The sequence below is a fragment of the Aeromonas sp. R5-1 genome (genome assembly GCF_040908265.1).
Lineage (GTDB): Bacteria > Pseudomonadota > Gammaproteobacteria > Enterobacterales > Aeromonadaceae > Aeromonas > Aeromonas caviae.
In genome coordinates, this window is sequence record NZ_JBFODJ010000010.1 from 62,449 (window position 1) to 85,996 (window position 23,548).

A 23,548-nucleotide genomic window follows, 5' to 3' on the forward strand; every position below is an offset into this window, starting at 1 on the left:
CCGGGGCTGATTGCCCCCGGCCATGCATGACGGCAGGCCTTGGCCATGCTGACGATTTAACTGACTGATGTGAAGAGAATAAAAAGAATGGATGAGTTGAAGATCCTGGCCGTGGATACCGCCACCGAAGCCTGCTCCGCAGCCCTCTTGGTGGGCGATACCCTCTTTTCCCGCTGGGAAGAGGCGCCCCGTGACCATACCCGCAAGATCCTGCCCATGGTTCAGGCTCTGTTGGATGAAGCCGGTCTATCGTTGGATGAGCTCGACGCCATCGCCTTCGGTCGTGGGCCTGGCTCCTTCACCGGGGTACGGATCGGGATCAGCGTGGCCCAGGGGCTCGCCTTTGGTGCCGGCGTGCCGATGATCGGTGTCTCCACCCTGGCGGCCATGGCCCAGGGGGCCCATAAGCTGGAAGGGGCCGAGCAGGTGCTTGCCGCCATCGATGCGCGCATGGACGAGGTCTATTTCGGCCACTACGCCTTGGTGGACGGGGTGATGACGCTGGTGGGCGAGGAGGTGGTGAGCGAGCCAGCCGCACTGGTGCAGGCCCGTGACAAGCTGACTGGCGCGGTGAGCTGCGTTGGCACCGGTTTTGAAACCTATGGCGAGACTCTGGACGGCCTGGCAGATGTGCTGACCCCAAGCCAGGTGCGTTTCCCGGCGGCCGCCGACATGCTGCCTCTGGCACGCCAGGCCTGGCTTGCGGGTGAGGCGGTGCCGGTAGAGCAGGCCACCCCTGTCTATCTGCGTGACAAGGTGACCTGGAAGAAACTGCCGGGTCGCGAATAGGCGGCAACAGCTGCCCCGGGCTGCTTTGTCGGACGATGAAGGAGAGACGAATGAGAAAATCCGTGATCATGCTGGGATTGGTGGGGCTGCTGCTGGGCGGTTGCAGCACGGTGCCCAAAGAGCTTGCCTATGAGCCTGCGGATCAGCTAGTGGCCTATCAACCCGCCCTGCAGGGGATGGAAAGCAAGCCGGCCCGCTGGAGCGGTGTCATCTCGGCGGTCCACAACAAGGCGGATCAGAGTGTCATCGAGGTGGTCTATCTGCCCCTCAAGTCCAACGGGGTGCCGGAGCAGACCGAGCAGAGCCCAGGTCGTTTTCTCGCCATCATGCAGGGGTTTGTCGACCCGACCCTCTATGCCAAGGGTCGCAGCCTGACGGTGCTCGGCACCCTCGACAAGCCGGTGGACAGCCAGATTGGCGAGCACAAGTATCGCTTCTCGGTACTCAAGGTGACGGGGAGCAAGCTGTGGCCACCGGTGAAGGAGGTGGAGATCCGCTACATGGATCCCTACTTTTACGATCCTTTCTATGATCCCTTCTGGCCCAGACGGCCCCTGCGCCGCTGAGGAGCCCGGATGACGGCGACATTGCAGGAGCGCAGGCTGCGCCTGGCGGACGGGCGGCACATCGCCCTGCTGGACAATGGTCAGGAGGGCAGACCGCTGCTGGTGGCCCTCCATGGCTGGCTCGACAACGGTGCCAGCTTTTTGCCTCTGGCCCCCTGGCTGGGAGCGTTTCATCTGGTCTGCGTCGATCTGCCGGGCCATGGTCACTCCGATCACAAGTCGACTCCCTATGTCTTCGTGGACTGGCTGGATGATCTCTACCAGATCACCCAGGCCGCGGGCTGGCAGCGTTTCATCCTGCTTGGTCACTCCCTAGGGGCGCTGATTGCCTCTGCCTATGCCGGCGTTTTTCCCGAACAAATCGAGCGGCTCATTCTGCTGGAGGGGCTCGGCCCCTTGAGCCAGCCCGACGAGGAGGTACCGGGGCAGCTGCGCCGCGCCATCCTCAACCGCACTCGTACCCGTGAGCGTGCAACCAGTGGATTTGCCACCCTCGAGGAGGCGGTGGCTGCCCGCTGCAAGGTGGCGGACATCCCCCCGAGTGCGGCACGCCTTATCTGCGAGCGACAACTGGAGGCGCGGGCAGGGCGCTGGTATTGGCGCAGTGATCCCCGTCTTCGCGATCTCTCGCCCCTGCGCATGAGCGAGGGGCAGGCCCAGGCCCTGATCCGGGCCATCGTCTGTCCGGTGCTCTTTATCCGGGGAGAGCAGGGCTTCCCCGGGCTCCTGGCACAGTGGCAGTTGCGGGAGGCGGTCTTTGGCCACATTGAACGGGTGACAGTGGCAGGAGGCCATCATTTTCATATGGAAAATTCATCAGAAACCGCCGTTTATATCGAAAACTTCGCTGAAATCCGGTAGGATCGGCGGCTTTGAATCATGTCAGGTTTGCTTTCTCCCTCACACTTCCCGTTGTTAATTCACTGTTAATTGATGTTGCCTTATGTAAATATGTGCGGCATTAGAGCATGAACTTAAAACAATTGATTGAAATGGATGTGACAGGGACGGAGGCAACACAGTGAGCGCACAGGTGCGAGTTATGCAGGAGAAGTTCGTGGAAAGAGTCTGGCTGAAGCGTTATCCAGAAGGGGTGCCCGCCGAGATCAATCCAGACCAATACGGCTCTCTGGTCGAGATGTTTGAAGAGTCGGTGAACCAGTTCGCCGATCAACCCGCCTTCGTCAACATGGGGCAGACCATTACCTACCGCCGGCTGGAGGAGCAGTCCCGAGCCTTCGCCGCCTACCTGCAAAACGAGCTGAAGCTCGGCAAGGGGGACAGGGTGGCCGTGATGATGCCGAACCTGCTGCAATACCCCATCGCGGTATTCGGCATCCTGCGGGCCGGCATGACGGTGGTGAACGTCAACCCCCTCTATACCCCGCGCGAGCTGGAGCATCAGTTGAAAGACTCCGGCGCCAAGGCCATCGTCATCGTCTCCAACTTTGCCCACACCCTGGAAAAAGTGGTGTATGACACCCCGGTCAAGCATGTGATCCTGACCCGGATGGGGGACAACCTGGGGCTGGCCAAGGGGACCCTGGTCAACTTCGTGGTCAAATACGTCAAGAAGCTGGTGCCCAAGTACAACTTGCCCCATGCCAGCACCATGCGCCAGGCCCTCGCCAAGGGGCGCTACCTGCAGTACATCAAACCCGAGATCAGCAACCAGGACATCGCCTTCCTGCAATACACCGGCGGGACCACCGGCCTCTCCAAGGGGGCCATGCTGACTCATCGCAACATGATCGCCAACGTCGAGCAGTGCCTCGGTGTCTATGGCCCCGTGCTGGAGCGCGGCAAGGAGTTTGTGGTCACGGCGCTGCCGCTCTATCACGTCTTCGCCCTGACAGTGAACTGCCTGCTGTTCATGCGTCTGGGGGGCTACAACCTGCTCATCAGCAACCCCCGCGACATCCCGGGCTTTGTCAAAGAGATCAAGAAGTATCCTTTCACCTGCATCACCGGGGTCAATACCCTGTTCAACGCCCTGGTCAACAACGACGAGTTCAAGGGCATGGATTTTGCCAAGCTCAAGCTCACCATCGGTGGCGGCATGGCGGTGCAACGGGCGGTGGCCGAGCAGTGGAAGGGGCTGACCGGCACCCCGCTGCTGGAGGGCTATGGCCTGACCGAGTGCTCGCCCCTGGTGAGCGTCTGCCCCTATGATCTGGTGGATTACAACGGCTCCATCGGTCTGCCGGTCTGTTCCACCGAGATCCGTCTGGTGGATGACGAGGGGAACCAGGTCACCGAACGGGGTGCCCCCGGCGAGATGCAGGTGCGCGGTCCTCAGGTGATGACCGGCTACTGGCAGCGCCCGGAGGCGACCGCCGAGGTGATGCAGGATGGCTGGCTCTGCACCGGCGACATTGCGGTATGCGACGAGCAGGGTTTCTTCAAGATCGTCGATCGCAAGAAGGACATGATCCTGGTCTCCGGCTTCAACGTCTACCCGAACGAGATAGAAGACGTGGTGGCCCTGCATCCCAAGGTGCTGGAGGTGGCCGCCGTCGGCGTACCCAACCCGGTGTCCGGCGAGCAGGTGAAGATCTTCGTGGTCAAGAAAGATGCAAAGCTGGCGGAAGAGGAGATAATTGCCCACTGCCGCAAACATCTGACTGCCTATAAGGTGCCGAAACTGGTAGAATTTCGCGACGAACTTCCCAAGACCAACGTGGGCAAGATCCTGCGCCGCGTGTTGCGCGACGAGGAGATTGCCAAGCAGTAACCGGCATGCACTGCTTTGCAGTCCAGCGCTGTCGTTATGCAAAACCGTGGGACATCCACGGTTTTTTCTTTCTGGATCCGACCAACGTGCAGGCAACGATGCAATATCAACTCATTTCACAGCAAGCCGAACTGGATCAGTATCTCGCTTCTCTGGCCGACGTTCCCCTGGCCATCGATACCGAATTCGTTCGCACCCGTACCTACTATCCCCAGCTCGGTCTGTTCCAGATCTACGATGGCAAGCAGCTTGCCCTGCTCGATCCCCTGACCCTGGATCTCTCCGGTTTGTGGCAGCGCCTCGGTCGGGCCGGACAGATTGCCATCCTGCACGCCTCCGGTGAGGATCTGGAACTTATCCAGCATCAGGCGGGTCACCTGCCCAACCAGATGCACGATACCCAGCTGGCGGCAGCCTTCCTGGGTCATGGTGTGTCGGTGGGGTTTGGCGCCTTGGTCAACGAATTCCTCGGGGTCGAGCTTGAGAAGGATCAGGCCCGTACCGACTGGCTGGCGCGCCCCCTTACCCCTCGTCAGCTGGAATATGCCGCGGCGGATGTCTTCTACCTCATGCCCCTCTACGAGAAGGTGATGGCCAGACTGCGCGAGAGCGGCAAGTTCCCCTGGTTCGAACAGGAGTGCCAGAACCACTCCGCCCGCAAGACCCAGGGCAGCGATCCCCGTCAGGCCTACCTCGAGATAGTCAACGCCTGGCAACTGGGTCGCCGTGAGCTGGCCATCCTGCGCGAGCTGGCCGCCTGGCGCCAGCAGGAAGCGGTACGCCGGGATCTCGCCCTCAACTTCGTGGTCAAAGAGCTGCACCTGTTCAAGGTGGCGGAGCGTCGTCCCGCTTCGCTGCGGGATCTCAACGAGCTGGGCCTCTCGCCCATCGAGATCAAGATCCACGGCAAGCGGATGCTGGACATCGTCGCCGCCGCCCAGCAGAGCGACCCTGCTAGCTGGCCCGATCCCATCCGCCGTCTGGTGGACTTCCCCCAGTACAAGGCCGAGCTCAAGCGCATCAAGGCCATGGTGGAGGAGAAGGCCAAGGCCAGCAACATTCCGCCGGAGCTGGTGGCGAGCAAGAAGATCATCCACCAGTACTTCACCTGGAGCTGGCGCATGAGTGCCGAGGAGCGGGCCAGGGCTGACAAGCCCATGCTGCTGCAAGGGTGGCGTCATGAGCTGGTAGGCCACCTGCTGGCCCAGTGACGAGTACGCAGTACGAGAAGGGGAGTCCATGACTCCCCTTTTTCATGCCTGTGCGGCTGCCCCCGGGGTTGCCGGGATCGTCGCGCCAGGGGGTTGGTCATGTTGGGAAGCGAGAAGGGGGGGAGGAGGAAAATGGCGGGCACAAAGGGTGCCCCCATCAGAGTTCGTGAGCGTGGAACCCCTTGCGGTAGCGGGCCTCGCAGCGCGGGCAGCGTTGCAGGGTCGGATCCTGTTCCAGCTGTTCAGGGAGCAGCGGCTCCTCACAATCGGAGCAGAAGCCATAGAGCCCCAGATCCATCTGGCAGAGCGCCGCGTCGAGCCGCTTGAGGCGTGCCACGCTGTGTTCCACCCCGGGCAGATCGAGACGGCTGGTCAGATCAACCAGTTGATCTCGCTCGCAGCGCTCCACCTTCTGTGCCCAGTCATCTTGTCGACAGGCCTTGAGCTGACGGATCAGCTCCTCTCTTGTTTGCGCCCAGTCGGTCAGAAGGCGCTCATGCCATTCGGCCAACCGGGCTTGCGTCACTTCACACACTGCAGCCCCCAAAGACGAGTCATAAAACCCGGCCAGTATAGGGAAAGATGCAGTTTATCAAGATGACATGAGTCAAGTTAACCGTGCTTTGGCGCGTTTTTCCGGCTGCGGTTGCGGCTTGCCGGTGATGACGTAGAGCACCCCCGCCACCAGACAGACGACACCCACCAGGGTACTCATGGGGGGCATGATCCCGCGCAGCATAAAGGCGTGCAAGAGCCCCGAAAGAGTCTCGAACACAATGAGCGGCCCGACCAGCACGGTCGGCAGGCGCTGGCTCGCTTCGTTCCAGCACAGGGTGCCGAGCCAGGAGCAGAAGAGCCCCACCGCCCCCATCAGCAGCACGAAGCGCAGGGGCGTCGGCCCGAAGGGCAGGGGAAAGTCCGGTGCGCTCAGGGCAAGATGGCCGAGGCTGCCGAGATAGGCAATGAGCGCTACCGGTAGGGTCACCAGCCCCTGGGCGGTGGCCCAGACGGCCGGACTGCGGCCCGGGTGCTCGCGCAGCCAGCGGGCGTTGCGCAGGGGATACCAGGTCCAGCACAGCACGGCGCCCACCGCCAGGGCGAGCCCAAGCAGTTGTTCGGTGCGCGCCTCGGTGTGCCAGATCAGCTCGGCGCTGTTGACCAGATAGAGGCCGGCCCCCATCAGCACCAGGGACGGGTAGAGCCGGGTGCGGGAGAGGCGACCGTCCCGTGCGCCATAGAGGCGGTTGGCGGCCAGGGCCGTCACCACCGGCAGGGTGCCGATAAACATGGCCGCCAGGGGCGAGCCGATGCGCAAGATGGCCCCCGACAGGCAGAAGTAGTAGAGGAGGTTCCCCACCAGAGTAAGGGCGAGGGCCTCTCGCCAGTCGCTGGCCGAGAGGGCCGCCAGGTGTTTGCGGGCCTGCCAGGCGAGCGGCAGCACGATGAGGCCGAAGGCGAGGTAGCGGCCGCTCGCGAGCAGGGCGGGGGGGTAGCCGTCCACCAAGAGGGGGGCGACGAAGATGAGCCCCCACATCAGGCCGGCCAGCAGGGCAAACAGGACTCCGATCAACATGTTTCATATCCGGTAAAGAAGAAGGAGGCCAGCCTAGCAGGGGGGAAGGGGGGCGTATTGAACCAGATTGCGCTTTAGCGGCCAGCCTGCACCTGTTTCTGGTAGCGGACCGGGGTGGTGCCATAGCGGCGCAGGAAGGCACGGTTGAGGTGGGATTGATCGGCCAGACCACAGGTGGCGGCCACCTCGGCAGCAGGCAGGCCTGCGGCCAGCCACCCCTTGGCGCGCTGCAGGCGGATGGCCATCAACATCTGCTGGGGGGTGACGTGAAAGCGGGCCTTGAAGCTGCGCTGGAAGTGGTAGGGGCTGAGATTCACTGCACCGGCCAGCTCGGCCAGGGTAATGGGGCGGGCGAAACAGGCCTGCATATAGTCGATGGCGCGGCCCAGAGGGTGGGCCGCTTCGCGCGGGGCCGCCAGGGCCCGGGCATGGGGGCGCAGGGTCTCGCACACCCTTAGCAGCAGGCCGTCGGCGGCGAGCTCGCTGTCACAGTGCCAGAGGGCATCCAGGGCCGCCTGCAGGACGGGGGCAGTGCGCGGATCGCTTCGCACGGCATCGGTGAAATGCCAGTCGCGCTCGCCGCTGATGGCCTCGAGCCGATCGGCGGGCAGGTAGAGCATGCGATAGCGCCACCCTTGCTCGCAGGCTGACTCGCCCGTGTGCAGCTCATCGGGGTTCATCAGCACCAGGCTGCCGGGACCGGCCAGGAGCTGGCTGCCGCGATAGCGAAAGCGCTCGGCACCGCACTCGATGACACCGAGGCCAAACCCCTCGTGACTATGGGGATCGAAGATGTGGTGCTGGATGTGGGCGCGATAGAGCTCGGTCGCAGGCTGCCCCGGCAGGGCGCGAAAATCGGCCCTGTCGTGCTGATGGGTAAAGTTGACCGGTACTCCCTGCATCCTGACCTCCTGTCAATGAGCCTTCATCATAGGGCGCCGCGGGGTGGCGGCCAAGTCTAGGCCTGTGAGGCGCACTCGCGCTCGAGGGCGGTGCGGATCTCCTCTGCGGTCTTGATGGTGCGGATACGGCGAAACAGCTCGTCGGCCTGGGGGTATTCCCGCACTATGTAGGAGAACCACTGCTTGATGCGGCTCGGGTAGTAGTCGGCCTTGTCGCTCGCCAGATCCTGCTCGGTGTAGGTCACCATCAGTTGCAGTACCTCGGCCCAGCTCATGTGGGCACACCCCGTCTTCATCACGTTGGCCAGGTTGGGCAGGGAGATGGCGCCCCGGCCCACCATGAGGGCATCGCAACCGGACACCCGGGCACAGGTCAGGGCATCGGCATGGTTCCAGATCTCGCCGTTGGCGGTGACGGGGATGGGCAGGGCGCGGCGGATGGCGTCCACGTACTCCCAGTGTGCCGGCGCCTTGTAGCCTTCGCGCTTGGTGCGGGCATGCACCGCCAGCTCGTTGGCCCCCCCCTGATAGACGGCCTGGGCGTTGTCCAGATAGAGATCCTTGTCATCGTATCCCAGACGGATCTTGGCGCTCACCGGCAGGTGGGCAGGCACGGCCTCCCGCACCGCCTTGACGATGCGATAGATGGTCTCGGGCTCCTTGAGCAGCACGGCGCCCCCCTTGCTCTTGTTGACCGTGGGGGCAGGGCAGCCGAAGTTGAGATCGACCCCGGGAGAGCCGAGCTCGATGGCCCGTATGGCATTTTCTGCCAGCCACTCCGGATGTTGTCCCAGCAGTTGCACCCGTACCGGGGTCCCCGCACGGGTCTTGCCATCCTGTTTCAGCTCGGGGCAGAGGCGATGGAAGACCTTGGCGGGCAGCAGTTGATCGACCACCCGGATGAATTCACTGACGCAGAGGTCGTAATCATTGACGGAGGTGAGGACCTCCCGCATCAGGTGATCCAGCACCCCCTGCATGGGGGCCAAAATAACGCGCATAGCTGCTTCCGAAGACAAGGGGAGAAAAAAGAGCGCAGATTGTAGTGGCAATGGCCGGGATTGTCAGCCGTCTGCCCACTCGATGACCCCAATCGACGGCCGCCGACTGGGCCAGGCTGTCAGCTTCCGGGCCAACTCTGTTAGGCTAAAGGCAGAGATACATGCAGAGGAGTACCCATGAAACGCTGGTGTCTGATGGCCCTGGGCTGGCTTGCCTTCGCCACCGGGATAGTCGGGATAGTCCTGCCCCTGCTGCCGACCACCCCTTTCATGTTGCTGGCGGCGGCGCTGTTTGCGCGCTCCTCCCCCCGCTTTCATGGCTGGTTGCTGGCGCATCCCTGGTTTGGCCCCCCCATCCTCGACTGGCAGCAGTATCGCGGCATTCGCCGTCACGCGAGACGCCGCGCCATCATCTTTATCCTGATCTCGTTCTCGGTATCGCTGCTGGTGGTGCCGTTGCCCTGGGTGAGGTGGCTGCTGGTTGTCATAATGGTGATCCTGCTCACCTGGTTGATGCGTCTGCCGGTGCTGGAGCCGGTTGCAATGAAGAAGTGAAATCCCTAAGCTATCGCGGCAATAATGCTATGGAGTCGGCTCGTCATTTTTGCGTGACGGGCCTTTTTATTGCCCCCAGGCGGAGACCCCGTGCGCCGCCATGGCAGGGCTCAAAAAATAAGCGGTCAAATAATGAATCCGGAAACCCTGAAGTTTATCGAAGCGAGCATCAAGACCATTCCCGACTATCCGAAGCCGGGCATTCTGTTTCGCGACATCACCAGCCTGATCGAGAATGCCGAGGCCTTCAAGGCCACCATCGATCTGCTGGCCGATCATTACCGTGATCAAGGCATCACCAAGATTGTCGGCACCGAGGCCCGTGGCTTCATCTTCGGCGCCCCGGTTGCCTACGCCATGGGGCTGGGGTTCGTGCCGGTGCGCAAGCCGGGCAAGCTGCCCCGCGCCGTCATCGAGGAGTCCTACGCCCTGGAGTACGGCACCGACACCCTGCAACTGCACACCGATGCCATCGTGCCCGGTGACAAGGTGCTGGTGGTGGACGATCTGCTGGCCACCGGCGGCACCGTCGATGCCACCGTCAAGCTCATCCGCCGCGCCGGCGGTGAGGTAGCGGATGCCGCCTTCATCATCTCCCTGCCGTCCCTGGGCGGTGATGCCCGCCTGACCGCCGCCGGCGTCAAGGTGGTCTCTCTGGTGGAACTCGCGGGGGCGTAAATCGCCCCTTCGCGCGGCAGGCCTCGTCACCCTGCTTTCTGCCGCAAACCGGTGCCTGAACGGGCACCGGTTTGAAATTCAAGCGATCCCTCCCAAGGCGGCGCATCCCCCATACAGCCAGCCCTCCATTTGTGTTAGCATCCAGCCTCAATGCCTCGTTTCCCAGCATCGAGATCTATGAGCTATCAGGTTTTGGCGCGCAAATGGCGCCCCCATACGTTTGAACAAGTGGTCGGCCAGCAACATGTGCTGACTGCCCTGACCAATGCCCTGGATCAGGGACGGCTTCACCATGCCTACCTGCTGAGCGGGACCCGCGGGGTGGGCAAGACCACCATCGCCCGCATTCTGGCCAAGAGCCTCAACTGCGAGCAGGGGATCAGCAGCCATCCGTGCGGTGTGTGCGATACCTGCCGCGAGATCGATCAGGGCAATTTCGTCGATCTGCTGGAAATCGATGCGGCGTCCCGCACCAAGGTGGAAGACACCCGCGAACTGCTCGACAACGTCCAGTACCGTCCGGCCCGTGGTCGTTTCAAGGTGTACCTCATCGATGAAGTGCATATGCTGTCGCGCCACAGCTTCAATGCGCTGCTCAAAACCCTGGAAGAGCCGCCCCCCTATGTGAAATTCCTGCTGGCCACCACGGATCCGCAGAAGCTCCCCATCACCATCCTCTCGCGCTGCCTGCAGTTTCATCTGAAGAGTCTGGATCAGACCCAGATTGCCAGGCAGCTCGAATGGGTGCTGGATCAGGAGGGACAACCCTTCGAGCCTCGCGCCCTGCTGGCCCTGGCCAAGGCGGCCGATGGCAGCATGCGCGATGCCCTGAGCCTCACCGATCAGGCATTGGCCCACGGCAACGGCAGCGTGCGCCTGGAGAGCGTGCTCGCCATGCTGGGGACCCTCGATCATCACCACCTGCACCAGTTGCTGGAGGCAGTGCTGCGCCAGGATGCACCCGCTACCATGGCCAAGATCACCGAGATTGCTACCCTGGGGCCGGATTTCGATCAGCTTCACGCCGAGCTGGAAGCCTTGCTCCACCGGGTGGCCATGGCGCAACTGCTGCCTGCGAGCGTGCAGGAGCAGGGGGCGGATGCCGATGCCTTGCTGCAGCTCGCCGGAGCCATGAGCCCGGAAGAGGTGCAGCTCTGCTATCAAATCGTGCTGGGGGGGCGCAAGGATCTGCCCTGGGCCCCTGACGGGCGCACCGCACTGGAGATGACCTGTCTGCGGATGCTGGCCTTCTCTCCCCGGCGCGAGGTGGTCCATCCCGCCAACCTGGCGGCCCAACCTCTCATGACAGGGCACTCCGGCGTGATGGCGGCTGCGAGGGAAAGCGCGCCGCTCCTGCCGGGAAAGCCCCAGGGGGCTGAGCCGGCCCCGGCTGCCAGCGCAGCACCACAGGCTCCCGCCGCGCCAGCATCGGTCCTTGAGGCCGAGCACGTCGCCCCCGCACCCAAGGCGGAGGAGGGCGCAGTGCTGGATCCGCTCTTTGCCGAGCAGGATGAGCTGCTGCGTGAGGCCGAACGGATGGGCTACGAGGCCGTGGTGCCCGCCAGTCCGCCTGCAGCAGAGCCAGCCTCTGCGCCGTTGGCGGCGGATGACGCCGGGCAGACGCAGCAGGTTGAGGTCCAAGGGGAAGACGTCGCCATCTCTTCGACCTCCAGCATGCAGAGCCTGCTTGGCAAGCGCAATTTGCTGCGAAGCCGCCTGCGTGGCGAGCAGAGTGCAAACGCCGCGCCTGCCCGGGTCACTCCCGTCAAACCGGTGGTCGCGACCAAACCGGCCCCGATGCCTGCCGTCGCGACTTCGCCCCAGGCCGAGGTGCAACCAGCGGCGCGGCCCGAGATGCCGGGGCAGGGATCTGCCATGCAAACGGGGTATGACGACCTGCCCCCTCTGGATGCCTATGAAGAGGGGGCCAGTGACTACGAAGAGTATCTGAGTCAGGGGTTTGACGAGGGGTTTGCCAGTGCCCCGTTGCCCACGCGGGCAGTGACTTCCGCCCAGCCAGCTCCCGCCACCATGGATCCTCCTTCGCAGGAGGATCTGCCGCCCTGGGATCTGGGCGCTGACGTCGGCAGCGCGGATGCGGCGGCACCTGCTGTTGCCGCTATGGTGCCTGCCGCGCCTCCAGTGGCCGCCAGCGAGCTTCAGCCCGCCATTGCATTGATGGAGACCATCGACTGGGATGCCCTGGAGAGCGACGCCCAGCCCGAGGAGGAGGGAGAGGTCGCCCGTCTGATCCCCTCGTCCTTGCTGGTCAATTGCGGGGACGCCTGGGCCGAGCTCATCGCCCGCACCGGGGTGGGGGGTCGGCTGCGTCAACTGGCCATCAACGCGGTGATGACCCGGGAAGGCAATCGGGTCTCCCTGCTGCTCAAACCCGAGCAGCGCCATCTGGTGAGCGACAAGGCCCGCGCCGATCTGGCCGAGATCATCAGTCCCGAGCTGGGCGGCCCGGTTCACATCGATGTGACCCTGGGCTCGGATCCCGCGCGGGAGACGCCGCTCGAGATAGAGCACCGTCTCTATCTCGGGGTGCGTGAACAGGTGAGCCGGGATCTGGCGGCGGATCCCAACGTACAATTCTTGCAGCAGCGTTTCGGCGCCGTGCTTCATCCCGAGAGCATCGAACCCCTGAGTCGCTGAATTGCGGTGAAAAAACCGTGCCGGGGTTTGTCCCCGGTTGAAAAGACCTTTGGCTGCCCCCATTTAGGGCAGATGAACCCACAGCCCGGCGCTGGATGCCGGATTTCAAGACGAGAGACGATCTATGTTTGGTAAAGGTGGAATGGGTAACCTGATGAAACAGGCCCAACAGATGCAAGAGCGCATGCAGAAGATGCAAGAGCAGCTGGCCCAGATGGAAGTGGTCGGCGAGGCGGGCGCAGGCATGGTCAAGGTGACCATGGCCGGCAGCCACAGCGTGCGTCGTATCGAGATCGATCCCAGCCTGATGGAAGATGACAAGGAGATGCTGGAAGATCTGGTCGCCGCCGCCGTCAATGACGCCGTGCGCCGCGTGGAAGAGCAGAACAAGGCCAAGATGGGCGAGCTGACCGGCGGCATGCAACTGCCCCCGGGCTTCAAGATGCCCTTCTGAGGATACTGCCCGTATCCGTTTCCCCTCCTCTGGGAAGGGGAAAAATGAAAAGGCCAGAGCCAAGCTCTGGCCTTTTGCATGTCAGCACACCCGGGAACGGCCATGCACAGATCATGGCGGGGGCGGCGTACTTGCCTGCCCCAGGGGGGAGAAGCCCTCGACCAGATGATCGATGAGGGCGCGGATGGCAGGCAGCAGACCGCGGCGTGAGGGGAAGACCGCGTGGATCACCTCCTGGCGCGGTGCCCAATCGGGGAGCAGACGCACCAGCCGGCCATCGGCCAGGGGCTCATTCATCATCATGGTGGGCAGTTGCACGACCCCGAGCCCGTCGATCGCCCCCTGACGCAATGTCTGCATGTCGGTGGTGGCAAAGCGGGGGCTGTGGTGCTGTTTGACTCGGGCCCCATCGGGGCCCAGCAGGGTCCAGTGATGGCCTTCCAGGCTGGCGCCATGACCGAGGCTCGGCCATGACAGCAGATCTGCGGGGGCCCGGGGCATGCCGAGTGACGCGACAAGGGCCGGGCTTGCCACCAGACACTGGGTTGCATAACCCAGCACCCGCATGGCGAGATCGCTGTCCTCCAGGGGCAGTGGCCGCACCCTGAGCGCCATGTCCAACCCCTCCGCGACCAGATCCACCGCCCGGTTGACCCCGACGAGCTGCACCTTGACGCTGGGATGGGCCAGGGCGAAGGAGACCAGCATCCTCCCTACGTGGGCGTGCAGCAGATCGATGGGGCAGGCGATGCGCACCAGACCGCAAGGCTCGCTCTGGGTCGCGGCGATGAGATCCTGCGCCGCATCGGCTTCCACCAGCATGGCCCGGCAACGGGTGTAATAAGCCTGCCCGAGTTCGGTGACGGTGAAGCTGCGGGTGGAACGCTGGATAAGACGCACTCCGAGTCGCTCCTCCAGCATGGCGATGCGGCGGCTGAGCCTGGATTTGGGCATGCCGAGGGCCCTGCCGGCCTGGGCAAAGCCCCCGTGATCCACCACCTGGACATAGAAATAGAGGTCGTTGAGATCCTGTTGCATGGGTTTATCGTTCACAAAATAGGACGCTGATGGCAAATTTTACGTCTACCGGACGCAGCGTTCCTGACTCACAATGCGAGCAACGACACATCCCGTGACGATCACCCAGGAGAGCATCATGAAAAGAGTCATCGGTATTTACAGCGCCCCTCGACAACACTGGGTCGGCGACGGATTCCCGGTTCGCTCGCTGTTCTCGTATCAGACCCATGGCCGCGCCTTGAGCCCCTTCCTGCTGCTGGACAGGGCTGGCCCGGCACATTTCGAGCCCGCCGATCATGCCAGGGGCGTGGGGGAACACCCGCACCGTGGTTTTGAGACGGTCACTATCGTCTATGAAGGGGAGGTCGCCCATCGCGACTCGACCGGCCAGGGGGGGATCATCGGTCCGGGAGACGTGCAGTGGATGACGGCCGCCGCCGGCATCATGCACGACGAGTTCCACTCCCAGGGGTTCACCCGTCGTGGTGGCACCCTCGACATGGTGCAGCTCTGGGTCAACCTGCCCGCCAAACACAAGATGTCGACGCCCGGTTATCAGGGCATCACTAGCGACACCATCCCGCAACTGAGCCTCAAGGAGGGCGACGTGCGGGTGCGCATCATCGCCGGGAACGATGCCGGGTTGCAACAAGGCGAGGTAGCGGGGCCCGCCCGCACCTTCTCGCCCATGAACATCTGGGATCTGCGGCTCAAAGGCGGGGCCAGCGTGGTGCTGCCAGCGGTAGCGGGATGGAACAGCGCCTTGGTGGTGCTCAAGGGCTCTCTCATTATCAACGGTCAGGAGCGCGCGGGCGAAGCACAACTGGTGCTGCTCGATCCCAACGGGGAGGAGTTCATGCTGGAGGCGGAGGGCGAGGCCAGCTTGTTGCTGCTGAGTGGCGAGCCCATCGATGAACCCATCGTGGGTTATGGCCCCTTTGTCATGAACAGCGAGGCAGAGATCCATCAGGCGATAGATGATTTCAACAGCGGCCGGTTCGCCGTCATCGCCCCCTGAGACAATCCCGATAAAAACAAAGCGCCTGATGGCGCTTTGTTTTTTTATGAGCCCTGGTCAACCGAGCCAGCCGAGGGCCAGCGCCAGCCTGCCGCACAAGGCAGCCAGCAGGATGCCAAGCAGGGTGCGCAGCAGCCAGATCACCACCAGCTGTCCCACGCTCACCGGGATCCGGGTGGCCAGAATGCAGGGGATGGAGGCAGAGAAGAAGAGCACCGAGCTGACCGAAACCACGGCCGCGACATAGCGCACCAGCAGGTCGGCATCCTTGAGCAGGATGGCGGGCAGGAACATCTCGGCCAGACCGGCCGAGAGGGCCTTGGCGGTGGCGAGCGGCTCGCCGAGATCCAGCAGCCAGGTCAGTGGCCAGAGCAGCCAGCCCAGCAGATCGAACAGGGGAGTGTGCTTTGCCAGCAGCAGGCCCAGCAGACCGACGGACAGTATGGTGGGCACCACGGCAGCGGCCATGTGAAGACCGTCCCTGAGGTTGTCCTTCAATTGCCGCAACAGGGGATCGGCCTGGTGAGACTGGGTCAGGCCGCAGGTGAGGGCCGCCTGCCAGCGACTCATGCCAGCCGGTAGCGGCTCGTCGGTCTCCCCATGGTGAGCCAGGCGGCTGATGGGAGGAACACGCGCCAGGATGGCTGTGATGACGAAAGTGATTACCAGGGTGGACCAAAAGTAGAAGTTCCAGTGTCCCATCAGGTTGAGGGTCTTGGCCACGATGATCATGAAGGCGGCCGAGACGGTGGAGAAGCCGGTGGCGATGATGACGGCTTCTCGCACCGTGTACTTGCCTGCGAGGAAGACCCGGTTGGTGATGAGCAGGCCCACCGAGTAGCTGCCGACGAAAGAAGCGACCGCATCGATGGCGGAGTGACCCGGCGTGCGCCACAAGGGGCGCATCACGGGTTGCATCAGCACCCCGATGAATTCCAGCAGGCCGAAACCGAGCAGGAAGGTCAGGGCCATGGCGCCGATAGGCACGATGAGACCCACAGACATGGCCAGTTTATCGAACAGGAAGGGGAGGCGATCCGGGGTCATCAACCAGGCAGGGCCCCAGTCTGTGACATACAAAATGGCCAGGGCCAGCCCGAGCAGCTTGAACAGGCTCAGTACCCTGTCGATGGGACGGGCGCGCCAGCGGCCATCCAGCAAGGGGGTGATGGCGCCATAGGCGATGAGCAAGAGAATGAGGGTCAGGGCAAGGGGGCGCTGGGCAATCAGAAAGCCGGCCAGGTGATCCACCACTATGGTGCTGCGCCCGCCAAGCTCGAAGGGAACAAAAAAGATGGCGATGCCAAGCAGACTGGCCAGCAGCAGCTTGATGCCGGCCCCTGATCCTGCCGGTGCAGTGAGCGTGTGTTCAGGTTCCATTTTCTCTCCTTGTGATCCGCATGGTTCAATTCCGTTGAGGGGATGATTTGTATATACAATATCGTCCAACGCTCAAAATGGAAACACCAAAGTCACCAAAATGCAACATGTGAATCGGTGTGGATGCAGATGACCCCAAGGTTGAAAAGCGTGATCTCGGGGGGAAAGAGGGGCCGGGATGGCGAGTGGGTGGTGAGGCATCAAGAGGCAAAACAGGGGGGAAAGCGACCAGCGCCAGGAAAAACATGAGCGGCTATTTACCCTTTCTGGTCATATTCATTCATGGGCCTATATTCATGACTATTTATGAATAAATCATAAACCCTTTGTTCATTTGACTACTTTTCGACTATCCCATTGCAGAGTAAGATGCCTCTTCAATAAAAATAAGAATTAGGAGTTCGGGTGTGAAGGCATTAGAGAAAGAAAGGATATCGCCCTATATCAGCCAGTTATACGAGTGCGGTATTAATGATTCTGACATTAAGCTTGTCGTGGACCAATTTCGTGCCGACGTTTCCTGCAGTTCATCCCTGTTTTTATTGCGGGATGATGACAAGAGCGACGGAATAAAGCTTTTTTCCAGCGGTCTGACCGAGGCCCAGCAGCAGTTTTACCTGCAACATCATCGCCAGGATGTGTGGTTCAACCATTATCTGGATAAAGGGTGCAAGGGGATCGTCAGCGCCAACAGCATTTCAAGCTCGGTGGGCCTGCTGGCAAGTTTCGGCGCCCAATTCGCCGCCGGCGGCGTCTGCCAGGTCAAAGGGCGTGGGCTGAGCAGCCTGTGCAGTTACCGTGGTGCAGCGCAAGATGATTTCAGCAGTCGCGACCTCACCTCGCTCTCGGAAATCTATTCCGGACTGGCGGCCTGGAGCCACCATTATTGGAACTTGCTGGCCCTGGAAACCCAGAACTATCAGTTGCAACAGCTGGTGAAAAACCATAATAAGCCCAGCGCCATCATAGACGACAAGGGGCATATTCATTATTCCAATGTGGCCTTCAACCGTATCGCCGATGAAAATGTGGAATTGCGGGCCATCAATGGCATTTTCTCTTTGCAGAATAAGGAGCAGCAACGTCAGCTCAAGGAGATCCTCAATGGCTTTGCCTATTTGCTGCCCGGCGCCAGCGCCTATATGTCCATTCCCCGTCAGCCTAACCTGCGCCCGCTGCTGGTCCAATGCACCCTGATGAGCGGACTCAGCCGCTTTGAACGCTATGTGGAAGTGGTGCTGCGTGACCCCGAGCACGCCTTCAATCCTGACATCGAAGCGCTGGCCAGCCTCTATCCCCTCACCATTGGCGAGAAGGAGCTGCTGGTGCTGATGAGCAAGGGTTACAGCAGCAACGACATCGCGGAGCTGCGCGGTGTCAAGGTGGAAACCGTGCGCTCCACCCTGAAAGGGGTGTTCAAGAAGACCGGCTGCCACAGCCAGAACGAGCTCTTGCTCTTGCTGCAATCCATCTCCTGATCCACGCGGACTATGCTTGGAGTGAGCTGGACATAGTGCCCGGCTCTTGCCTCCCCTCGGGAGGCTCGTTGGGGGAAAGCGTCATGGAATCACTCAAGGCAAAGGACTACATGCAGACCAAGCCCATCATCTTCAGCGCAGAGATGATGGTACAGGCGGCGGTGGAAAAATTTCTCAACAGTCATCAGTTGGGCGGCCCCGTAGTGGACAGCCAGGGACATCTGATTGGCTGGGTCTCCGAGCAGGATTGCATTGCCGTCATGTTGAAAGAGGCCTACCACTGTGAACAGGTGGCCCAGGTCAGGGATGTGATGCGCAAGGAGGTGCTGGCAGTCGGCCCCGACACCAGCATCCTGGATCTGGCGGAGATGATGATGGGTCAAAAGCCCAAGATCTATCCTGTGGTGGAGGAGGGGCGCCTGCTCGGGGTCATCAACCGCCACAATGTGATGCAGGCCATCCACGCCCAGCTTGGCACCTGTTTCGTGCATCAGGCCAGAGTCTGAATGGTGTTGTCTGGTTGTTTTCAAAGAGCAGGCTCCGGCCTGCTCTTTTCATCCGTGACGGTCATGACGCCTCCGGCTTGATGTGCTGGCGCGGCGCTTTAAGGCTTGCACCGCCCAGCCTCGCTCTTTAGGATCTCCCCCAGCTATCGATATGGCCCTTGATGGGCACTCTTTTAAGGAATTCGTACCTTGTCTCTCTCTATCGAGGCGCTGCGCCGCCGTCTTACCGCCTGCATGAATCTCGACGCCCGCCGTCTCTCCAGTCGACTGCACGGGGTCAAGAAGCTGCCGGAAGCCAAGCAGGCTGCCGTGCTCGAAACCATCGCCGCTGACCTGGATGTGGCACAGACGCGCTATCAGTCCCGTCTGGCGGGCGTGCCTAAGGTCACCTATCCGGACAATCTGCCAGTCAGCCAGAAGCAAGGGGAGATCGCCAAAGCCATTGAAGAGCATCAAGTGGTGATCATCGCCGGCGAAACCGGTTCGGGCAAAACCACCCAGATCCCCAAGATCTGTCTGGCGCTCGGGCGTGGGGTCAAGGGCTTCATCGGCCACACCCAGCCGCGCCGTCTGGCGGCCCGTACCGTCGCGGCCCGTATTGCCGAGGAGATGGAGTCCGAGCTTGGCCACTACGTGGGTTACAAGGTGCGCTTTACCGATCAGGTGAGTGAGCAGACCCACATCAAGCTGATGACCGACGGTATCCTGCTGGCCGAGATCCAGAACGACCGGATGCTGACCCAGTACGACACCATCATCATCGATGAGGCCCACGAGCGCAGCCTCAACATCGACTTCATCCTGGGCTATCTCAAACAGCTGCTGCCAAAGCGCCCCGATCTCAAGGTGATCATCACCTCGGCCACCATTGACCCCCAGCGTTTCTCTCGTCATTTCAACAAGGCGCCGGTGATCGAGGTCTCCGGTCGCACCTATCCGGTGGAGGTGCGTTACCGCCCACTGTTTGTTGATAAAAAAAGCAATGACAAGAGCGAAGGGCTGGAGGAGCGCGACGAGCTGCAGGGGATCTTTGATGCGGTGGAAGAGCTGGCCCGCGAGGGGCTCGGGGACATCCTCATCTTCATGAACGGCGAGCGGGAGATCCGCGATACCGCCGATGCCCTGCGCAAGCTCAACCTGCGCGATACCGAGGTGCTGCCGCTCTACGCCCGCCTCTCCAACGCCGAGCAGAACAAGGTGTTCCAGCCACACGCCGGACGGCGCATCGTACTGGCCACCAACGTGGCGGAGACCTCGCTGACGGTGCCGGGCATTCGCTACGTCATCGATCCGGGCACCGCCCGCATCAGCCGCTATTCCTGGCGCACCAAGGTGCAGCGCCTGCCCATCGAGCCGGTCTCCCAGGCCAGCGCCAACCAGCGTAAAGGGCGTTGCGGTCGGGTGGCGGACGGTATCTGTATCCGTCTCTACTCGGAGGAGGATTTCAATAGCCGCCCCGCCTTTACCGACCCCGAGATCCTGCGCACCAACCTGGCATCGGTCATCCTGCAGATGCTGGCGCTCGGCCTTGGCAATATGGAGGCGTTCCCCTTCGTCGAGCCACCCGAGTCGCGCCATATCAAGGACGGTCTGACCCTCTTGAAAGAGCTGGAGGCGGTGCGCGAGCTGCCCGCCACCGGCGATCGCGAAGCCAAACTGCAGCTGACCGAGATCGGTCGCCAGCTCTCGCGCATTCCCCTTGATCCGCGTCTGGCGAAGATGGTGATCAGTGCGGCGCAGACCGGCTGCCTGAGTGAGGTGATGGTGATCACCGCCGCCCTCAGCATTCAGGATCCCCGCGAGCGGCCCATGGAGAAAAAGCAGGCCGCCGACGAGCAGCACAGACGCTTTGAAGACAAGGATTCCGACTTCCTCGCTTTTGTTAACCTCTGGAACTATCTGAAAGAGCAGCAGGATGCCCTTGGCAGCAACCCGTTTCGCCGCATGTGCCAGAAGGAGTTTCTCTCCTACCTGCGGGTGCGCGAGTGGCAGGACATTCACTTCCAGCTGCGTCAGACGGTCAAGGAGCTGGGTTTTAAAGCCAATCAGGAACCGGCAGATTTCAAGACGGTGCACTGCGCCCTGCTGACCGGCCTCTTGAGCCATATCGGCAACAAGGATCTGGAGAAGCCCGAGTTCCTCGGCGCCCGCAATGGCCGTTTCCACCTCTTCCCGGCCTCGGGTCTGTTCAAGAAACCGCCCAAGTGGGTGATGGCCGCAGAATTGGTGGAGACCTCGCGCCTCTACGCCCGCATCAACGCCAAGATTGAACCGGAGTGGGTGGAGCCGCTGGCAGGTCACCTCATCAAGCTGCACCACAGCGACCCTCACTGGTCGAAGAAAAACGGCGCCGTGATGGCCAAGGAGAAGGTGACCCTCTATGGTCTGACTTTGGTCAACGAGCGCACCATCAACTTCAGCCGCATCGATCCGGCCCTGTGCCGCGAGCTCTTCATCCGCCGCGCGCTGGTGGAGGGGGATTTCGAGACCCGTCACCGTTTCTTCAGCGATAACCGCAAGCTCCTGGCCGAGGTAGAGGCGCTGGAGCACAAGTCGCGGCGTCGCGACATCCTGGTGGATGACGAGGACTTGTTCCGCTTCTACGATGCCCGTTTGCCGGAGGAGGTGATATCAAGCCGTCACTTCGACAAGTGGTGGAAGGAGGCGCAAAAGCAGGACGCCGAGCTGCTCAACTTCGAAAAAGAGATGTTGATGAAGGGGGACGCGGCCCACATCAGCGATCTCGACTACCCCAACTTCTGGCAGCAGGGGCGTCTCAAGCTCAAGCTAACCTATCAGTTCGAGCCGGGGGAGGCCGCCGATGGCGTGACCCTGCATATCCCGCTGCCGCTCCTGAATCAGGTGGAGGTGAAGGGGTTCGAGTGGTTGATCCCGGGGCTTCGTCACGAGCTGTTGGTCGCCCTCATCAAGTCGATGCCAAAACCGATGCGCAAGAACTTCGTGCCGGCCCCCAATTATGCCGATGCGCTGCTCGCCAGCATCAACCCTGAACAGGGGCCGCTCTTGGACGAGATGGAGCGCCAGCTGCGCCGCATGACCGGTGTGACCGTGCCCCGTGAATCCTGGGACTGGGCTGCGGTGCCCGATCACCTGAAACTCACCTTCCGGGTGGTGGACGACAAACACAAGAAGGTGGCGGAAGGCAAGGATCTGGAGGCCTTGAAAGAGTCCCTGCGTGGCAAGGTGCAGGAGACCCTGTCACAAGTGGCGGACGATGACATCGAGCAGTCTGGCCTCACCCTGTGGAGCTTTGGCGAGTTGCCCCAGGAGTACAGTCAGAAGCGGGGCGGTTTCGAGGTGAAAGCCTATCCGGCCCTGGTGGATCAGAAGGATTCGGTCGCCATCCAGCTGGTGGAAAGTCCTGTGGTGCAGCAGCAGCTGATGTGGGCTGGCCAGCGTCGGCTGGTGCTGCTCAACGTGCCATCTCCCATCAAGTACCTGCAGGAAAAGCTGCCCAACAAGGCCAAGCTCGGGCTCTATTTCAACCCGTTTGGCAAGGTGGCCGAGCTTATCGATGACTGCATCGCCTGCGGCTGTGACAAGCTGATTGAGCAGCACGGCGGCATGGCCTGGGACGAGGCCGGTTTCGAGGCGCTCAAGGAGTTTGTCCGCGCCGAGCTCAACGATGCGGTGGTGGAGGTGGCCAAGCAGGTGGAAGGCGTGCTGACGCTATCCCACGAGATCAAGAAGCGGCTCAAGGGCAAGATGCAGCTCGACACCGCCTTTGCCATGTCCGACATCCAGCAGCAGCTCGGCAACCTAATCCACAAGGGCTTTGTCACCGAGACCGGCTGGCAGCGGCTGCCTGACTTGCTGCGCTACCTGCGGGCCATCGAGCGTCGTCTCGAGAAGCTCGCCATCGATCCCAACCGGGATCGGGTCTACATGCTCAAGGTGCACAGCGTGGAGTCGGAGTACAAGGCGCTGCTGGCCAAGATCCCCAAATCCCAGCTTATTCCCACCGAGGTGGCCAATATTCGCTGGATGATCGAGGAGCTGCGAGTCTCCTTCTTCGCCCAGCAACTGGGGACGCCATACCCCATCTCGGATAAACGGGTGCAGAGCGCCATTGCCCAGTGCTAAGCTGCTATCTATCTGTTTTCTGAGCCATAGTGTGAAAGCAACGGGACGCCAAAGGGAAGGGAGGCCGTCATATGCTGGGGATCTGGTTGGGGGTGGCACTGGTCAACATCAGCGGGTATCAACCCATTGCGGAACAAACCTGGGTGCAGCTCAACCCGGAGTACTATCCGGTGCAGCGCCCCGTGCCGCCCATTTTTGCGGCCTGGCGGGGCAATCAGTTTCCCCCTCTTGAACAGAGAAAGAAGAACGGCCGCTGGCAGATCCTCTTTCCTGCCCGGCTGGTGCCCCCCTTCGATCTGTTCGAAGGGGAGGCCCAGCTCTCCAAGGCTTACCTGGCCAGGCTAAAGCGCATCGATGAGATGGCCTATGGCATGGCGCCCCACCAATCAGTACTGCAAGCCGCCTCCTCGACCCCCTCGTTCGAAGTCCCGGGCGCTGTCGCCTTTGTCGCCGAGTTCTCCCTGCCTCGGGAGAGGAAGGCACGGATGCCCCTGGGGGAGCCCTTGCTCGCACGGCTGGGGGGGCAGGGAGTCGCCATCCAGGCCTTGGCAAGACAGGGAGATGCACAGCCCATGGCCACCGCAGATTCTGCCCCTGAGCAGGCGACCCTGACTCTTTCCGCCACGGCGGCAGGGGAGGCATCGCGGGTTTGTCATCAGGTGGCGGCGGGAGAGACCCTGTGGCGTATCGCAAGCCAGCTTCAGTCAAAAGAGGCCGGCGGTTCGGATACTTACAGCTATCTGCTGGCGCTGGTGCAGGAAAATCGTGACAGGATGGCCAAAGGGATCCAGGTGCAGGCCGGGCTGCGCCTCTATTGCCCCACAGCGCAGACCCTGGCGCAATTCGATGCCCTGAGCCCGGCCCAGCGACAGCAGCAGTTTGCCCGTCTGGAGCAGGGGCGTTAGGGGATGGCGAGAGGCG

General features: G+C 62.1%; 20 protein-coding genes. 14 read left to right on the forward strand and 6 right to left on the reverse strand.

Annotated features, from left to right (window positions below; all coding sequences use genetic code 11):
- Window positions 1-87 precede the first annotated feature (87 nt).
- From tsaB to rnd, 5 genes are all read left to right on the forward strand, one after another.
- On the forward strand, window positions 88-789 hold the full coding sequence (tsaB, locus tag AB5Y64_RS01295) for a tRNA (adenosine(37)-N6)-threonylcarbamoyltransferase complex dimerization subunit type 1 TsaB (protein ID WP_161469920.1): 702 nt from the start codon (window positions 88-90) through the stop codon (window positions 787-789).
- A gap of 50 nt (window positions 790-839) precedes the next feature.
- Entirely contained in the window at window positions 840-1,355 is a 516-nt protein-coding gene (locus AB5Y64_RS01300; RefSeq protein WP_113978450.1) for a Slp family lipoprotein, read from the forward strand.
- Window positions 1,356-1,364: 9 nt separating this feature from the next.
- The gene (locus tag AB5Y64_RS01305; RefSeq protein ID WP_200164853.1) at window positions 1,365-2,216 is read left to right on the forward strand and encodes an alpha/beta fold hydrolase; all 852 of its coding nucleotides are present in this window, start codon (window positions 1,365-1,367) and stop codon (window positions 2,214-2,216) included.
- A gap of 196 nt (window positions 2,217-2,412) precedes the next feature.
- Window positions 2,413-4,089, forward strand: coding sequence for a long-chain-fatty-acid--CoA ligase FadD (gene fadD, locus AB5Y64_RS01310; RefSeq protein WP_010674700.1), 1,677 nt, complete (start codon window positions 2,413-2,415; stop codon window positions 4,087-4,089).
- A 98-nt stretch (window positions 4,090-4,187) separates the two neighbouring features.
- Complete coding sequence (gene rnd, locus AB5Y64_RS01315) at window positions 4,188-5,300, forward strand: ribonuclease D (RefSeq protein WP_039039174.1); 1,113 nt, start codon at window positions 4,188-4,190, stop codon at window positions 5,298-5,300.
- Between the two features lie 157 nt (window positions 5,301-5,457).
- On the opposite strand, the gene AB5Y64_RS01320 is transcribed toward rnd, so the two are convergent.
- The 4 genes from AB5Y64_RS01320 to dusC form a co-directional block, all read right to left on the reverse strand.
- Window positions 5,458-5,826 carry a TraR/DksA family transcriptional regulator gene (locus tag AB5Y64_RS01320; RefSeq protein ID WP_368203119.1) on the reverse strand — a complete coding sequence of 123 codons (369 nt, stop codon included), beginning with the start codon at window positions 5,824-5,826 and terminating at the stop codon, window positions 5,458-5,460.
- Window positions 5,827-5,907: 81 nt separating this feature from the next.
- Entirely contained in the window at window positions 5,908-6,873 is a 966-nt protein-coding gene (locus tag AB5Y64_RS01325) for a DMT family transporter (RefSeq protein WP_113978446.1), read from the reverse strand.
- A 74-nt stretch (window positions 6,874-6,947) separates the two neighbouring features.
- Window positions 6,948-7,775: an AraC family transcriptional regulator gene (locus AB5Y64_RS01330; protein ID WP_113978445.1), complete on the reverse strand. Its 828-nt coding sequence runs from the start codon at window positions 7,773-7,775 to the stop codon at window positions 6,948-6,950.
- A gap of 56 nt (window positions 7,776-7,831) precedes the next feature.
- Window positions 7,832-8,776 carry a tRNA dihydrouridine(16) synthase DusC gene (gene dusC / locus AB5Y64_RS01335; protein ID WP_113978443.1) on the reverse strand — a complete coding sequence of 315 codons (945 nt, stop codon included), beginning with the start codon at window positions 8,774-8,776 and terminating at the stop codon, window positions 7,832-7,834.
- Window positions 8,777-8,953: 177 nt separating this feature from the next.
- Here dusC and AB5Y64_RS01340 point away from each other — a divergent pair, with 177 nt between their 5' ends.
- The 4 genes from AB5Y64_RS01340 to AB5Y64_RS01355 all read left to right on the forward strand — a co-directional run bounded on the left by AB5Y64_RS01340 (window position 8,954) and on the right by AB5Y64_RS01355 (window position 13,121).
- Complete coding sequence (locus AB5Y64_RS01340) at window positions 8,954-9,331, forward strand: YbaN family protein (RefSeq protein WP_039039141.1); 378 nt, start codon at window positions 8,954-8,956, stop codon at window positions 9,329-9,331.
- Window positions 9,332-9,463: 132 nt separating this feature from the next.
- Entirely contained in the window at window positions 9,464-10,009 is a 546-nt protein-coding gene (gene apt, locus AB5Y64_RS01345) for an adenine phosphoribosyltransferase (RefSeq protein WP_010674707.1), read from the forward strand.
- Window positions 10,010-10,186: 177 nt separating this feature from the next.
- A complete protein-coding gene (dnaX, locus tag AB5Y64_RS01350) occupies window positions 10,187-12,667 on the forward strand; it encodes a DNA polymerase III subunit gamma/tau (protein ID WP_368203097.1) in 2,481 nt (826 codons plus the stop codon).
- Window positions 12,668-12,791: 124 nt separating this feature from the next.
- Window positions 12,792-13,121, forward strand: coding sequence for a YbaB/EbfC family nucleoid-associated protein (locus tag AB5Y64_RS01355; RefSeq protein ID WP_005301028.1), 330 nt, complete (start codon window positions 12,792-12,794; stop codon window positions 13,119-13,121).
- Window positions 13,122-13,232: 111 nt separating this feature from the next.
- Here the strand turns inward: AB5Y64_RS01355 and AB5Y64_RS01360 are convergent, their stop codons facing one another.
- Complete coding sequence (locus tag AB5Y64_RS01360) at window positions 13,233-14,159, reverse strand: LysR family transcriptional regulator (RefSeq protein ID WP_010674710.1); 927 nt, start codon at window positions 14,157-14,159, stop codon at window positions 13,233-13,235.
- Between the two features lie 118 nt (window positions 14,160-14,277).
- On the opposite strand from AB5Y64_RS01360, the gene AB5Y64_RS01365 reads away from it, so the two are divergent.
- Window positions 14,278-15,159 (forward strand): pirin family protein, encoded by an 882-nt coding sequence (locus tag AB5Y64_RS01365; RefSeq protein ID WP_010674711.1) that lies wholly within the window; start codon window positions 14,278-14,280, stop codon window positions 15,157-15,159.
- Window positions 15,160-15,216: 57 nt separating this feature from the next.
- Here the strand turns inward: AB5Y64_RS01365 and AB5Y64_RS01370 are convergent, their stop codons facing one another.
- A complete protein-coding gene (locus tag AB5Y64_RS01370; protein ID WP_010674712.1) occupies window positions 15,217-16,539 on the reverse strand; it encodes a YjiH family protein in 1,323 nt (440 codons plus the stop codon).
- Between the two features lie 407 nt (window positions 16,540-16,946).
- Between AB5Y64_RS01370 and AB5Y64_RS01375 the strand changes: the two genes are divergently transcribed.
- From AB5Y64_RS01375 to AB5Y64_RS01390, 4 genes are all read left to right on the forward strand, one after another.
- Complete coding sequence (locus AB5Y64_RS01375; protein WP_043152694.1) at window positions 16,947-18,017, forward strand: transcriptional regulator; 1,071 nt, start codon at window positions 16,947-16,949, stop codon at window positions 18,015-18,017.
- A gap of 83 nt (window positions 18,018-18,100) precedes the next feature.
- Window positions 18,101-18,523 carry a CBS domain-containing protein gene (locus tag AB5Y64_RS01380; protein WP_043152696.1) on the forward strand — a complete coding sequence of 141 codons (423 nt, stop codon included), beginning with the start codon at window positions 18,101-18,103 and terminating at the stop codon, window positions 18,521-18,523.
- Between the two features lie 189 nt (window positions 18,524-18,712).
- The gene (hrpA, locus tag AB5Y64_RS01385; RefSeq protein ID WP_368203100.1) at window positions 18,713-22,627 is read left to right on the forward strand and encodes an ATP-dependent RNA helicase HrpA; all 3,915 of its coding nucleotides are present in this window, start codon (window positions 18,713-18,715) and stop codon (window positions 22,625-22,627) included.
- A gap of 71 nt (window positions 22,628-22,698) precedes the next feature.
- Window positions 22,699-23,532 (forward strand): hypothetical protein, encoded by an 834-nt coding sequence (locus tag AB5Y64_RS01390; RefSeq protein WP_113978433.1) that lies wholly within the window; start codon window positions 22,699-22,701, stop codon window positions 23,530-23,532.
- The last annotated feature ends 16 nt before the right edge of the window (window positions 23,533-23,548 follow it).

Excerpts from the sequence above, each read along its gene's own strand:
- tsaB (WP_161469920.1), top strand. The coding sequence starts at position 88 with ATGGATGAGTTGAAGATCCTGGCCGTGGATACCGCCACCGAAGCCTGC.
- AB5Y64_RS01300 (WP_113978450.1), top strand. The coding sequence starts at position 840 with ATGAGAAAATCCGTGATCATGCTGGGATTGGTGGGGCTGCTGCTGGGC.
- AB5Y64_RS01305 (WP_200164853.1), top strand. The coding sequence starts at position 1,365 with ATGACGGCGACATTGCAGGAGCGCAGGCTGCGCCTGGCGGACGGGCGG.
- rnd (WP_039039174.1), top strand. The coding sequence starts at position 4,188 with ATGCAATATCAACTCATTTCACAGCAAGCCGAACTGGATCAGTATCTC.
- AB5Y64_RS01325 (WP_113978446.1), bottom strand. The coding sequence starts at position 6,873 with ATGTTGATCGGAGTCCTGTTTGCCCTGCTGGCCGGCCTGATGTGGGGG.
- AB5Y64_RS01330 (WP_113978445.1), bottom strand. The coding sequence starts at position 7,775 with ATGCAGGGAGTACCGGTCAACTTTACCCATCAGCACGACAGGGCCGAT.
- dusC (WP_113978443.1), bottom strand. The coding sequence starts at position 8,776 with ATGCGCGTTATTTTGGCCCCCATGCAGGGGGTGCTGGATCACCTGATG.
- AB5Y64_RS01340 (WP_039039141.1), top strand. The coding sequence starts at position 8,954 with ATGAAACGCTGGTGTCTGATGGCCCTGGGCTGGCTTGCCTTCGCCACC.
- apt (WP_010674707.1), top strand. The coding sequence starts at position 9,464 with ATGAATCCGGAAACCCTGAAGTTTATCGAAGCGAGCATCAAGACCATT.
- dnaX (WP_368203097.1), top strand. The coding sequence starts at position 10,187 with ATGAGCTATCAGGTTTTGGCGCGCAAATGGCGCCCCCATACGTTTGAA.
- AB5Y64_RS01355 (WP_005301028.1), top strand. The coding sequence starts at position 12,792 with ATGTTTGGTAAAGGTGGAATGGGTAACCTGATGAAACAGGCCCAACAG.
- AB5Y64_RS01360 (WP_010674710.1), bottom strand. The coding sequence starts at position 14,159 with ATGCAACAGGATCTCAACGACCTCTATTTCTATGTCCAGGTGGTGGAT.
- AB5Y64_RS01365 (WP_010674711.1), top strand. The coding sequence starts at position 14,278 with ATGAAAAGAGTCATCGGTATTTACAGCGCCCCTCGACAACACTGGGTC.
- AB5Y64_RS01370 (WP_010674712.1), bottom strand. The coding sequence starts at position 16,539 with ATGGAACCTGAACACACGCTCACTGCACCGGCAGGATCAGGGGCCGGC.
- AB5Y64_RS01380 (WP_043152696.1), top strand. The coding sequence starts at position 18,101 with ATGGAATCACTCAAGGCAAAGGACTACATGCAGACCAAGCCCATCATC.
- AB5Y64_RS01390 (WP_113978433.1), top strand. The coding sequence starts at position 22,699 with ATGCTGGGGATCTGGTTGGGGGTGGCACTGGTCAACATCAGCGGGTAT.